Origin of the sequence: Nocardia sp. NPDC057272 (assembly GCF_042668615.1) — a bacterium.
GTDB lineage: Bacteria > Actinomycetota > Actinomycetes > Mycobacteriales > Mycobacteriaceae > Nocardia.
This window is the reverse complement of sequence record NZ_JBHUYK010000015.1, coordinates 1-13096: the sequence shown is the minus strand read 5'-3', so window position 1 is coordinate 13096 and position 13096 is coordinate 1. Positions and strand designations below refer to the sequence as shown.

Genomic DNA, 13096 nt, shown 5'->3' with positions numbered 1-13096 from the left:
GTCAGTGGCAGACCGCGTCGACGCCGAGTGTGCGAGGGTGGACGACATGACGGTAGAACGGTTCGAAGTGCAGCGGCAGGTCGCCGCGTCACCCTCGGAAATCTTCACACTGCTGTGCTCCCCCGAAGGGCACGTAGCGATCGACAGTTCGGGCATGCTGCAATCGGCGGAGGGAAAGCCCGTCACCGGCGTCGGCGACGAGTTCATCGTGCACATGGATCGTGAGTCCCTCAACGACTTCCCGATGGGCAAATACGACGTCACAGTGATCATCACCGAGTTCGAGCAGGACAAGCAGCTCGAGTGGACGATCTCGGGCACCATCCAGCCGCCGATCGAGCACCTGTACGGCTATCGCCTCGAGCCCAGTGACATCGGCACCCTGGTCACCTCGTACTACGACTGGAGCAGGATCGCGCCCCGCTACCGCGAAGCGGCCATCTTCCCGATCATTCCCGAGTCCGCGCTGCGGGCCACGCTCGGCATCCTCGCCCGCACCATCCAGAAATAACCCTCTTCGCTGAACAGCGGCCTTCTCAGGGTTTGCGGCCGACGCCGCCGACGATGCAGTTGCGGACGTCGGAGAGCGGGGTGAGGTGGGGACCGTCGGACCACCAGTCATCGCAGCGGACGAGGCCGGGTTCGACCATGTCGAGGGTGCCGAACATGGCCTGGATTTCGTCGCGGGTGCGGAAGCGGCCGCTGCCCATCGGGCTGTGGATGAACTTCTCTTCCATTTTCCGGGCCAGCTCGCTGTGTTCGGCGGTTTCCGGGTCGTGGAAGTGGGCGATCGCGACGAACGAGCCCGAGGGCAATGCGTCGATGTAGGTCTGCATGAGGGCGGGGCCGTCGTCGCCGAGGTAGTGGTGCAGGGTGCCGATGTGAAACAGCGCCAGCGGGCGGGTGAAGTCGAGTTCGCGGCGAACCGTCTCGTTGCCGAGAACTTCCAGGGGTCGGAAGATGTCGGCTTCGGCGATGCGGGTGCGGCTGTTGCTGGCCAGTAATGCCTGCGCGTGGACGAGCACCGACGGGTCGTTGTCGACATAGACGACCTTGGACTGGGGGTTCACCCGCTGGACCACCTGATGGGTGTTCTCCGCGGTGGGCAGACCCGATCCGAGGTCGAGGAACTGGTCGATGCCCGCCCTGGCCAGGAATCGGCAGGCGCGGATCAGGAAATCACGGTTGGCCCAGGCCAGGTCGTTGACCTGCGGGGCGACGGTGCGGACCTGGTCCAGCACTGCGCGATCCACCTCGTAGTTGTCCTTGCCGTTGAGTGCGGCGTCGTAGACACGCGCGATACTCGCACGGGTGGTGTCTACCCCGACCGGAACAGCGCTGGGGTAGGCGGCAGAAGAATGCGACATCGGGAGCGCCTTTCGAGCATCGGAGCCAACTGGACGATTCAAGCCTAGGGCATCGGTTACGTTGGCAGACAAGCTATTCCGACTCGGCCGGGGGCAGGCCGCGAGCCGGGTACCCGGAGTACCCGTATCGGTGGGCTCCTATTCCTCCGGTGCGTCCGGTCCCAGGATCTGAGCATGATCCAGATGCTCAAACCAGTCCCGGTGCCCGATTCGGCGGCGACGGGCAGGCGTTCGATCGCCGTGCTCGTCGTCATCCTCACCGGCCAGTTCATGACGGTGCTCGACGGCTCCATCGTCAATGTCGCCATTCCGTCCATTCGGTCGAGCCTCGACACCGGTGGGGCCGCACTGCAATTGATCGTCGCCGGGTATGTGATCGCGTACGCGGTGTTGCTGATCGGTGGTGCGCGCCTGGGCGATCGGTTCACGCAGCGACGCACCTTCATCGCGGGGCTGGCGGGGTTCACCCTGGCTTCCCTCGCGTGTGGACTGGCATGGAACGAGCTGTCGCTCATCGTGTTCCGGTTCGGTCAGGGCGTCGGGGCGGCCGCGATGGCGCCACAGGTGATGACGTTGATCCAGCGCACGTTCGCCGGGGCGGCGCGAGCCAGAGCCCTGAGCATCTATGCGGCGATCGTCTCCGGTGGCCTGCTGGCGGGCCAGATTCTCGGCGGGTTGATCGTCGACGCCGATCTGGGCAGCACCGGTTGGCGTGGGGTGTTCCTGGTGAATGTGCCGATCGGCATCGCACTGCTGGTGCTGGCTCCGCGTGTTCTCCCGGCCACCGTCGCCCGCACCGATCGAACGGTCGACGGGCTGGGCTTGGTGACGCTCACGGCCACCGTGCTGTTGCTGGTCGTGCCGCTGGTACTCGGCCGGGAGCTCGGGTTCCCGCGGTGGTCGTGGCTGTGTCTCGGGGCGGGCGTGCTCGGGCTGGCGGTGTTCGTCCTGGTCGAGCGGGCGGTCGCCGGGCGCGGTCGCGATCCCCTGTTCGCGCCGCAGGCACTCGGCGCGCCCGGTCTGCTCGCGACTGCCGCGACCCTGCTCATGGTGATGGGAACCTTCGGCGGCTGGCTGTTCGTGAGCGCCATCCACATGCAGAGCGACCTCGGCTACAGCGCGCTGCGGGCGGGCACGCAGTTCTTGCCGATGGGTGCCACGTTCGCCGTGGCCGGACTGTCCTGGCAGCGCGTTCCGGCCACGCTGCACGCGCGGATGATTCCGTTCGGGCTGGTGCTGAGCGCGGCCTCGCTGGGCTGGCTCGCGTGGCTGCTGGGTGACGGCGCGGGTATCGGCATCGCGGCGTCGATCGCGTTCGGGCTGTTCGGTCTCGGTAACGGGCTGGCGTTCAGCCCGTTGATGACCCGGGCATTGGCCGCGGTGCCGGTGACACTCGCCGCCGACGCCAGCGGCATTCTCGTCACCAGCGTGCAGCTGGGGACCGTGGTCGGGATCGCGAGCATCGGGTCGGTGTTCTTCGAACTGGTGGGAACGACCGTGTCATCGGCGGCCGGCGCGGTCGCGGTCGTGCATCTGATCTGCGCGGCGATCACGCTTGTCGCCGCTGTCTCGGCGGCACTGGCTGTGCGCGGGATCCGCCACTGAGCGCGCTGATCGCGGCGCCACCGGTCCTGAGCTAGCGTGACACCATGCACGAGCTCAGGGCCGGTGACATTTTCGCCGGCTATCGGATCGAGCGGGCGCTCGGGGCGGGCGGGATGGGGAGTGTGTACGCCGCCCGGCACCCGCGGTTGCCGCGTCTGGTCGCGGTGAAACTGCTGCACTCCTCGTATTCGGCGGATCCGGTGTTCCGGGGTCGATTCGAGCGCGAGGCCGATCTCGCCGGGCGCCTCGATCATCCGAATATCGTGGCGATCCACGACCGCGGAAACGAGGACGGGCGGCTGTGGATCGCGATGCAGTACGTCGCGGGCAGCGACGCGGAAACGGCGCTGCGCACAGGGGCTTTGGCCCCGCGGCGGGCGTTGCACATCGCACGGTCGACGGCGGACGCGCTCGATTGCGCGCACACGGCCGGGCTCCTGCATCGCGATGTCAAACCCGCCAATATTCTGCTGAGCGAGAGCGCGGGCGGCAGCGGTGAGCGGGTGCTGCTCACCGATTTCGGCATCGCGAAGGCAGTCGATGAGGGCACCGCGCTGACCGAGACCGGGACGTTGGTGGCGACGCTGCGATACGCGGCGCCCGAACAGCTCGACGGGCGCACCACGGGCGCCCGGGCGGACCAGTATTCGTTGGCGTGCACGCTGTTTCACCTGCTCGCGGGGCGCCCACCGTTTACCGCGACCAATGCGGGGGCGCTGATCGGTGCGCATCTGATGCAGCCGGTGCCGCGGATCAGCGAGATCGCGGCCGGCATGCCCGCCGCGATGGACGCGGTGTTCGCGCGGGCCCTCGCCAAAGATCCCGATCATCGATTCGCCAGCTGCGCGGAAATGGTCGCGGCGGCGTCGACGGCCCTGACCACCGGAACCGCTCCAGTTCGTCCCGTGACCGGCCCCGTCGGGTCGGCGCAGCCGGTCGACCACCTGGCGCGAGGCCCGCAGGTCACCCTGGTGGGCCGAGACGCGGTAGCTGGGATCGGCGGCGCGGGCAACCCGACGTTCGGTGTCGACAATCGGGCCGACTTCGCCACGGCCACCGATGCGGGTGCGCGTCGCGGAAACGCCAGGTGGTGGGTAGCGGGCGCACTCGGGGTGGTCGCCGTGATCACGATCGGACCTGTGGTCCTGTCGATCCGGGATTCCGGGAGCACCGGCGCCGTTCCGACGAGCGCAACGGTCGCGCCGACCACCACCGTCGACGCGTGGGCGGCCGCGCGGCCCACGATCGCGATGTTCCCCGACCTGCTGCCCGCGAGTCCCGACAGTGCAGGGTATCGGGGACTGCGGTGCAGTTTCGCGACGAAAAGCGCGGAGGCGATGTGGGATACGGGGTTCGACTGCACCGACCGCGAAGGACTGCACGTGCAGGTGATGGCGCACAAGGATTCCGGGACCGTCGGACGGTTCGTCGCGACCCTGCCCGCCGGGGCGACCCAGCAGCCGCGGTCGCGCTACGGCAGACCGCTGACCGTGCACAGTTTCAACGGCTCCACCGGACCATGGCTGCTGGTGCGCTTCGACGCCGCGCCGTATTCGACTGTGCTGCTCCAGGTGTACTGGAAGGGCCACACCCATCAGGAGATGATCGACCAATGGCTGAGCACCGCACCTCTGTGACCGCACGACTGGCCCTGGGCTCACTCGCCGTTCTGCTCGTCGGCTGCGGCACCGTCGAGGGCACCGCGACGCCCGGTGAGATCGATGTCCGCTCCCTCGACGTGGGCAGCTATACGACCGCGCCCGCCGATATCGAGGCGGGCCGAAAGTCCACGGACGGGCCGATTCTGGAAGGTCTGCGGATGGCGGGCGCGGTGGTGTTGCCGCACGAGGTCGATCCGGCGCTGACCCACAGCTGGGGCACCGATGTCCTGGACACACCGCGGCGGGCTTCGGACACCTCGGCGATCTCGAATGTGAATCTCGCTGTACTGGAACGCCATCGGATGATCGTGGCCTTCGACGTCGCCGAGGGCAGCCAGGCCTTCGACAAGGCGAAACCGGCGATCGAGACCGATGCGCGGATCACCCGGGTGGTGCTGTTGCGGTTTCCGAGCGCCCCAACAGCCGCGGAGGCGGCACGGGAGCTCGAGGCGACCGATTTCCGGGTGAGTCCGGACAATCAGCCGGTACCGATCCCCGGTTACGCTGCCGCACACGCGCATTGGCGGCCCGGCATCAAGACGATCGGTGCCACCTTCGCCCACGGCGAGATCGTGGTGAGCATGTTCCTCCAGCATCCCTCACCCGACATCGACGCGCTGGCGAAACGCGTCGCGGCCGTCCTCGACGCCCAGATCCCCCTGCTCGACAAGTTCACCCCGACCGCGCCCGACCGGATCTCCGAGCTGTCCCGCGATCCCGATGATCTGTTGCGCCGCACCCTGATTCCCGGCCCGGCCAATCAGCAGATCGCCATCTCCTCGCGCGAGTTCGCGGCGTGGACCGGCCGTGCGGGACTGCACTACCGCCCCACCGAACCCGCCGAGCTCGGCGCGGCGTGGGATCGCGGTGGCGTGGACAGCGTGGCGAATTCCTACAGCACCACGCTGTTCCGGTTCCGTGACGAGGCCGCGGCCCTCGCCTTCGGCACCACGTGGCAGAACACGCTCAGCGCGGCAGCGCATCCGGTCGCGGCACCCGAAGGCCTGCCGCAGGCGCGGTGCGCGGAGCGGCGTGCGGGGACTGCGCCCGCACTGACCCGCTGCTATGTGAGTTACCGGCGCTACGGCGCGTTCGTCAGCGGCGCCGAACCCGCCGGGGTTCGCCAGCAGGCAGCGGCACAGTACGCGCTGCTGGCGAACGCTCAGTAGTTCGGAGCTGGTCTAGATCAGAGCTGGGCTTCGATCGCCTGCACGACCTCGGCGGCGTCGGGGGTCGTGCGCGGGCGGAACCGGCCCGCGACCGTGCCGTCGCGACCGACGAGGAACTTCTCGAAGTTCCACTGCACGTCGCCCGCCGCACCCTCGGCGTCGGCGGTCTCGACCAGCGCGGCGTAGAGCGGGTGCCGGTCGTCGCCGTTGACATCGGCCTTGGCGAGCAACGGGAAATCGACGCCGTAGGTGACCGAGCAGAATTCCTGGATCTCCTCGGCGCTGCCGGGCTCCTGGCCCATGAACTGGTTGCTCGGGAAGCCGATCACGGTGAAACCGCGCTCGCCGTAAGTCTTCTGCAGTTCCACCAGGGCGCCGTACTGCGGGGTCAGGCCGCACTTGGAGGCCACGTTGACCAGCAGTACCGCCCGCTCGCCAGCCAGCTCGCCCAGTGTGGTGTCCTCGCCCGCCAGGGTCTGCACCGCAATGTCTCGAATGTTCGCGCTCATCACATCACCACCAGATCTCGTCTATGTCGGTTCGATCGCCACCGTACCGGAGCCCGATCGGCGCGCAAGTGTCCCGCTCGGCGAGAGAATCTGTAACACGTTCTTGTTTTGTGGCGCGGTTCGCGGCACCATTCCTATGGATGGGCGGTGACGCCCGCACCCTGAGCACCGGAGGAAGCCCGTGAGCGACCAGCCACATCGGATCGATACCGTCCGCCCGCTGCGCGCGAGCGAGGTGACGCAGTGGGATTTCGACGCCGACGTGGTGGTGGCCGGTTTCGGCATCGCCGGCGTGTGCGCGTCGATCGAAGCGGCGCGGGCAGGCGCGAAGGTGCTCATTCTGGAACGGACCGGCGGCTGGGGCGGCGCGGCGGCGCTGGCAGGCGGATTCGTCTACCTCGGTGGCGGCACACCGTTGCAGAAGGCACTCGGATTCGACGACACCCCCGAGAACATGGCGGCGTTCCTCACCGCCGCGCTCGGACCCGGCGTCGACGAGGCGAAGATCAAGGACTACTGCGCGGGCAGCGTCGAGCACTACAACTGGCTCGTCGACTGCGGAGTGCCGTTCAAGGAGTCGTTCTGGGGCGAGCCCGGCTGGGAGCCCCCGCACGACGAAGGCCTGATGTACTCCGGTGGCGAGAACTCCGCACCGTTCCTCGACATCGCCGAACCCGCTCCGCGCGGCCACGTTCCGGAGCTGGCGGGTAAGAAGATCGGCGAGCGCAGCGGCGGCTACATGCTGATGAAGCCTCTGGCCGACACCGTGGCCGAGCTCGGCATCGACGTCGAGTACGACACCCGCATCCGCCGGCTGGTCGTCGACGACGAGGACCGGGTGGTGGGCGTGCTGGCCACCACCTACGGCAAGCCCGTCACCGTGCGGGCCGCACGGGGTGTCGTCCTGGCCACCGGCAGCTTCGCCTACGACACCGAGATGATCGACCGCTACACCCCGCGTCTGAGCGGCAGGCCCGGCGCGGCCATCGAAGAACACGACGGCATCGGCATCCGGCTGGCGCAAGCGCTGGGCGCCGAGCTCGCGCACATGGATGCCAGCGAGGTGGCCATCTTCGGCGATCCGCAGATGATGGCGCGGGGCATCCTCGTCAACGGACGCGGCCAGCGCTACGTCACCGAGGACACCTACCCCGGCCGCATCGGTCAGGCGACGCTGTTGCAGAACGACAACCAGGCGTTCTTGATCATCGACGAGACCTCGCTCGAGGAGGCCCTCGCGACCGAGAGCGCCACCCCGTTCTTCCGCTTCCAGCCCAAGTGGGTCGCCGAGACGGTCGCCGAGCTCGAGGCCGAGATGGGCCTGCCCGCACAGACATTGCAGACCACCGTCGCCACCTACAACCAGCACGCCGAGCACGGCACCGACCCGCTGCTGGGCAAGAAACCCGAATGGGTGCGCCCGATCAAGGGGGCGCTGGCCTGTTTCGACCTGCGCGGGTTCACCGCCGGGTTCACCCTCGGCGGGCTGCGCACCGACCTGGATTCGCGGGTGCTGCACGTGAGCGGTGAGCCGATCGAGGGCCTGTTCGCGGCGGGTCGCTGCACATCCGGCCTGTGCGCGTACGGCTACGTCAGCGGGGCCTCGCTCGGCGACGGCAGCTTCTACGGCCGACGCGCGGGCAAGGCGGCGGCCGCGGGCTGAACCGCGGACGACCCACCGCGCGGGTTCTGTCAGTACTCTGCTTGCAGCGTCACGCCCGACGACGAGTCCGGCTGGGCTCACGGGCTTTTCACGCCCGGGAGCAGGCGCGCCGAACATCAGACGCAGTGCAGATCGGAGTTGGACAGTGCAAGCAGGTGGGACGTCCGCGGATTACGTGATCGTCGGCTCCGGATCCGCGGGGGCGGTGCTCGCGAATCGGCTCAGTGCCGACCCGGGCACCACGGTCGTGCTGTTGGAGGCAGGTCCGGCAGACGACGACAAGTTCGCCCACATCCCGGCCGCGTTCTCGAAACTGTTCCGCAGCGAGCGCGATTGGGACTATCTGACCGAGCCACAGCCCGAGCTCGGCGACCGGCAGATCTATTGGCCGCGCGGCAAGACCTTCGGTGGCTCGTCATCGATGAACGCGATGATGTGGGTCCGCGGTTTCCGCGCCGACTACGAGGAATGGGGGCTGCTGGCGGGCGAGAAATGGAATTTCGCCGCCGCGGTGGAGCAGTTCCGCAAGATCGAGAACGTCCAGGACGCGCAGTTTCCCGACGAAGGTTCCAAGGGGCCCCAGCACGTACAGCGCCAGCGCAGCCCGCGCGCGTCGACGCACGCGTTCCTCGAGGCCGCGCGTCAGGCGGGCCACGAGCTCGAATCGGCGAACCGGCCCGCGCCCGAGGGCTTTACCCAGACCATGGTGACCCAGCGCGACGGCAGGCGCTGGAGCACCGCCGACGGGTACCTGCGTCCGGCGATGAAGCGGGCGAACCTGACCGTGCTGGCGGAGTCGCTGGCCACCCGGGTGCTGTTCGAGGGCACCAAGGCAGTGGGCGTCGAGTACCGCAACGGCGGGCAGACCCTCACCGTGACCGCCGATCGTGAGGTCATCCTGTGTGGTGGAGCGGTGAACAGCCCCCAGCTGCTGCAGCTTTCGGGCATCGGTGATCAGGACGAGCTGAAAGAACACGGCATCGAACTGGTCGCGCACTCCCCCGAGGTCGGCGCGAACCTGCAGGATCACCTCATCTCGGCGCTCGGCTACAGCGTGGACTCCGATTCGCTGTTCACCGCGGAGAAGCCCCTCGAATTGATCAACTACCTGGTCCGCCACCGCGGCATGCTCACCTCCAATGTCGGTGAGGCGTACGGTTTCGTGCGCAGCGAGCCCGACCTCGAGCACCCCGACCTGGAGCTGATCTACGCTCCGGCGCCGTTCTACCACGAGGGTCTGGTCGAGGCCACCGAACACGGTGTGGTGCTGGGCGCGATCCTGCTCCGCCCGCGCAGTCGCGGCAAGATCAGCCTGGCTTCGGCCGATCCGACGGCCAAGCCGGTGATCGATCCGCGGTATCTGTCCGATGCCGAGGGCGCCGACCGGGCCGCGCTGACCGCCGGACTTCGGGTGTGTGCCGGGCTCGCCGCGCAGCCCGCGCTCAAGAGCGCGCTGGGCGCGCTGATCTACCCGCCCGAGGCACCCGAGGATCTCGAGGCGGCCATCGCGCTGACCATCGAACAGTTCTCGCACACCCTCTACCACCCGATCGGCACCTGCCGGATGGGCACCGATGCCGCCAGTGTCGTCGCCCCGGACCTGAAGGTTCGCGGCGTCGAGGGTCTGCGCGTCGCCGACGCCTCGGTGATGCCGTTGATCATCCGCGGCCACACCAACGCCCCCGCCATCTTCATCGGCGAACAGGCCGCGGACTTCATCCTCGCCGAGGCCTGACCCAGGTGCTGGTGGCGCGCGGGCAAGGGCGCGCCACCAGCTGCCTCATGCTCCCGCGAGGCCCAGCGAAGCAGCCGCGAGCAGCAGGTACGGCAGCGGATAACCCAGATCCGCGTACTGGCGCGCCCGCAACACAGTCAATTCGGCGGCGACGAAATACAGCACGAGCCCGGCCGCGGCTGCCACCGCCAGCGGCCGATAGGCCAGACCGGCGAGCAGACCGAATCCACCCGCCGCCTTGATCAGGGCCAGCGGCGTGAGCGTCCAGGGCGCGATGCCGTAGTGGCGCATGTTCTCGCGTACCCAGTCGGCGCGAACGACGTCGATCAGCGCAGCTGCCAAGGCGGCGACGGCCGCGAGCACGGTGACGACGAGATAGGTGGTGTGCATCGGATCAGATCCTCCGGTTTCGGTGATCGGCGCCTCTGTCATCGTGGAGACAGCCGCCATGATGGGACAGCGAGTGCCGTCCCTCGGATAGACGACCGGCGCGAGCGAAAGGTGACCGATGCGCACTGACCGGACCGAAGTGTCGGCGCGCGCGTTCGAACAACGGCGCGACCGCCTGCGTGGCGTGGCCTTTCGGATGCTGGGTTCGGGAGCCGAGGCCGAGGACGCGGTGCAGGAGGCGTGGTTGCGCTTGGCCGGGACCGGCACCGAGATCGCCGATCTCGACGGCTGGCTCACCACGGTGGTATCGCGGATCTGCCTCGATATGCTGCGCGCCCGTACCCGTCGCGCCGAGATAGCGCCCCCTGAGACTTCCGTTCCGGTGGCGACCGGCGCGGGTGTGGATCCCGAAGCCGAAGCGGTGCGGGCGGATTCCGTCGGGCGGGCGCTGCTGGTCGTTCTCGACACGCTGGGCCCCGAGGAACGTGTCGCCTTCGTGCTGCACGATCTGTTCGCGGTGCCGTTCGCCGAGATCGCGCCGATGCTCGGGCGCACGCCGGCCACCACCAAGAAACTCGCCAGCCGGGCCCGGCTGCGTGTGCACGCGCCCGCCCGGGTGGAGCCGACGGAACTGCTCGCGCATCAGACCGCGGTGACGGCTTTTGTGCAGGCTGCTCGCGAGGGCGATCTCGGCGGACTGCTCGCGGTGCTCGCACCCGACGTGGTGCGAACCGCCGACCCGGCGGCGCTCTCGCCCGGAATGGCCCTGGTCGTGCGCGGCGCCCGCGCCGTGGCCGAGGGCGCTCTCGCGCTGCGGCGGCGCTCGCGCGAGGCGGTGCTGGTGCTCGTCGACGGCAGGCCGGGCCTGGTCGTGCCGGGAGCCGACGGACCGGATTTCGTGGTGACGTTCCTCGTGCGCGGTGGGCGCATCGCGGCTTACGACGTGGTGGCCGCGCCGGATCGGCTGGCCGCGCTCACCCTGTCGCTGCTGCCCTGATCAGGATCCCCGAACGCTCGGATTCCACGTTTTGGCACTCGATGCAATGCTGCGGTTGATGCGTCGATCGCGGTCAGAGGGCGGGAACGCGGGCGAATCCCAACGGTGGTGTCGGTACGGGGCCCGAACGCAGTTCGTGGCGGAAGTCCGGGAGCAACGGCAGCATGTCGACATTGCGGGCGGCGTAGCAGCGCACCATCGGCAGTGCTCGCGAGACCTCCGCGCGTTCGACCGGCTCGGCGTCCACGAACGCGAGTGAGTCCAGACCCAGGCCGAGGGTGCCTGCGATGCGGACGATCGAGGCGGACTTGCGCCCCCAGCCCACCTCGACCGCCGAGAACATCTCGTACAGACCGTGGCGGTACAGCGTGTGCATGGTTCTGGCTCGGTCACCGCGTGCGGCGACAGCATGGAGCACACCGCGCTCGCTCAGTTTCGTCAGCGTGCGCAGTGCCGGTGGGCGCGGCGTGGTGCCGGTCTCGTCGTGGACGACACCCTCCCACAGGGTCTCGTCCACTTCCCAGACCAGACAACGGACGGCAGGTCGCATGGCGCTGAACTCTACAACCACTGATAGCTAAGAACCAGACTTGTGATCCGTCACTACGGCGACCGCCAGGGGTGGGCCCCCTACCCAGAACCTGACAATCCATTCCGGTTTCCTTTGTCGTTCGTTAGGGTGGGGTTCGCTGGACAGCGGGGGGGTACAGCCGAAACTGGCGAAGGGAACACAGATGTCCGTCCACAATCCACCCCGACCGTCGCTGACCGTCTCGGGCAAGCCGATGTCGTTGCCACTCAAGGACGTTCGCGCACTCTCGCGGCAGATGGTCGGCCATTTCGTCGCTACCGTCGCACCCTGTGGCACGCTACCCGGTGACGCCATCTCCGGCGATGTCACCACGATCACCCGGATCTGCCTGGAATTCGCGGTCGGCATGCTCGACGGGCGTGACGTCCCGAGCCAGCTGCAGCGCCTGCAGGACGCGGCCAGCGCGTGGGCCCGGGAGGGCGTACCGATCGACACAATCCACCACTCGATCGCCGAGGGCTTCAAGATCGGCCTCGACCTGGTGGTATCGAGTGCGTCGGGCAAGGATTTCGACAGCCTGGTCGGTGGCGTCAAGGTCGTGATGGAACTGCTCGACACCATCACCGCCCAGATCTCGCTGGCCTATGTGCGCGAGCTGCGCGGTGTGGTCAGTGAGCACCACACCGCCGTCCACACCCTGACCTCGGCCCTGCTCGGCGGGCACAGCACGTCGACGATGGCCCGCGAATGCGGCATCACCATCGCCGAGACCTACGCGGTCTTCGCCCTGGCTATCCCCCAGCACCGCGAGGAAGCCAACCCGGCACTGGACTCGAAGGTCGTCGCCCGCCGCAAGTTGCGCCGGGTACAAGCCGAACTGGCCAAGCGCTGCGGCGACTCGGCACTGTCGCTGCTCAGCGTCGACGGCGGGACGGTGCTGATCCCCGCCAACGCCTTCGACCGCGAGGGTTTGACCGCGCTGGTCGCCCAGCTCTCCCAGGCGGCCCAGGTCGGCATCACCGCCGCGATGGTCGAAACGAGCACCACCGGGGTTCCCGATGCCGCCGATCAGGCCCACGAGCTGCTGGACATGGTGCAGCGGCTCGAGGTGACCTCGGGTCTGTACCGCTTCGACGAGCTCGCCCTGGAATACCAGCTGACCCGTCCCGGGCCCGGCCGCGAATTCCTCGGCTCGCTGCTGGATCCGCTGGATCAGTACCCCGAGCTGCTCGAAACCCTGCAGCGTCACATCGCCAACAACCTCAACCGCCAGCGCACCGCTCGCGTGCTGCACGTGCACACCAATACGGTCGACTACCGGCTCAAGCGGATCGGCCAGCTCACCGGCTTCGATCCCACCCAGCCCTCGGGGCTGTGGTACCTGCGTTCCGCGCTCGTCGCGCGCAGTTACCGCTCCGTTCCGGCCTGATCCCCGACACGACGAAGGCGCTGCCCACCATGGTGGGCC

Annotated in this window: 12 protein-coding genes; 8 read left to right on the top strand and 4 right to left on the bottom strand. The window is 68.4% G+C overall.

Annotated elements, in window-relative coordinates:
* Window positions 1–46 precede the first annotated feature (46 nt).
* Complete coding sequence (locus ACFULV_RS20350; protein ID WP_378658743.1) at window positions 47–511, top strand: polyketide cyclase; 465 nt, start codon at window positions 47–49, stop codon at window positions 509–511.
* Between the two features lie 25 nt (window positions 512–536).
* Here ACFULV_RS20350 and ACFULV_RS20345 read toward each other — a convergent pair whose 3' ends face one another.
* Window positions 537–1367, bottom strand: coding sequence for an SAM-dependent methyltransferase (locus tag ACFULV_RS20345; RefSeq protein ID WP_378658741.1), 831 nt, complete (start codon window positions 1365–1367; stop codon window positions 537–539).
* A gap of 183 nt (window positions 1368–1550) precedes the next feature.
* Here ACFULV_RS20345 and ACFULV_RS20340 point away from each other — a divergent pair, with 183 nt between their 5' ends.
* The 3 genes from ACFULV_RS20340 to ACFULV_RS20330 are packed head-to-tail and all read left to right on the top strand — an operon-like array spanning window position 1551 to window position 5802.
* On the top strand, window positions 1551–2972 hold the full coding sequence (locus tag ACFULV_RS20340; protein WP_378658738.1) for an MFS transporter: 1422 nt from the start codon (window positions 1551–1553) through the stop codon (window positions 2970–2972).
* 44 nt (window positions 2973–3016) lie between these two features.
* The gene (locus ACFULV_RS20335) at window positions 3017–4609 is read left to right on the top strand and encodes a protein kinase (RefSeq protein ID WP_378658735.1); all 1593 of its coding nucleotides are present in this window, start codon (window positions 3017–3019) and stop codon (window positions 4607–4609) included.
* Window positions 4585–5802 carry a hypothetical protein gene (locus ACFULV_RS20330; protein WP_378658732.1) on the top strand — a complete coding sequence of 406 codons (1218 nt, stop codon included), beginning with the start codon at window positions 4585–4587 and terminating at the stop codon, window positions 5800–5802. The genes ACFULV_RS20335 and ACFULV_RS20330 overlap by 25 nt, the downstream gene beginning before the upstream one ends.
* Window positions 5803–5819: 17 nt before the next feature.
* On the opposite strand, the gene ACFULV_RS20325 is transcribed toward ACFULV_RS20330, so the two are convergent.
* A complete protein-coding gene (locus ACFULV_RS20325) occupies window positions 5820–6311 on the bottom strand; it encodes a glutathione peroxidase (RefSeq protein WP_378631375.1) in 492 nt (163 codons plus the stop codon).
* Window positions 6312–6492: 181 nt separating this feature from the next.
* Between ACFULV_RS20325 and ACFULV_RS20320 the strand changes: the two genes are divergently transcribed.
* Window positions 6493–7974 (top strand): FAD-dependent oxidoreductase, encoded by a 1482-nt coding sequence (locus ACFULV_RS20320; RefSeq protein ID WP_378631374.1) that lies wholly within the window; start codon window positions 6493–6495, stop codon window positions 7972–7974.
* Window positions 7975–8119: 145 nt separating this feature from the next.
* A complete protein-coding gene (locus tag ACFULV_RS20315) occupies window positions 8120–9709 on the top strand; it encodes a GMC family oxidoreductase (RefSeq protein WP_378631373.1) in 1590 nt (529 codons plus the stop codon).
* A gap of 45 nt (window positions 9710–9754) precedes the next feature.
* Here ACFULV_RS20315 and ACFULV_RS20310 read toward each other — a convergent pair whose 3' ends face one another.
* Window positions 9755–10099, bottom strand: coding sequence for a DoxX family protein (locus tag ACFULV_RS20310; RefSeq protein WP_378658730.1), 345 nt, complete (start codon window positions 10097–10099; stop codon window positions 9755–9757).
* A 118-nt stretch (window positions 10100–10217) separates the two neighbouring features.
* Between ACFULV_RS20310 and ACFULV_RS20305 the strand changes: the two genes are divergently transcribed.
* Entirely contained in the window at window positions 10218–11096 is an 879-nt protein-coding gene (locus ACFULV_RS20305; RefSeq protein WP_378658727.1) for a sigma-70 family RNA polymerase sigma factor, read from the top strand.
* A gap of 73 nt (window positions 11097–11169) precedes the next feature.
* On the opposite strand, the gene ACFULV_RS20300 is transcribed toward ACFULV_RS20305, so the two are convergent.
* Window positions 11170–11646: an HAD-IIIC family phosphatase gene (locus tag ACFULV_RS20300; protein WP_378658724.1), complete on the bottom strand. Its 477-nt coding sequence runs from the start codon at window positions 11644–11646 to the stop codon at window positions 11170–11172.
* Window positions 11647–11830: 184 nt separating this feature from the next.
* Between ACFULV_RS20300 and ACFULV_RS20295 the strand changes: the two genes are divergently transcribed.
* Window positions 11831–13057 (top strand): PucR family transcriptional regulator, encoded by a 1227-nt coding sequence (locus ACFULV_RS20295; RefSeq protein ID WP_378631369.1) that lies wholly within the window; start codon window positions 11831–11833, stop codon window positions 13055–13057.
* Window positions 13058–13096 lie beyond the last annotated feature (39 nt).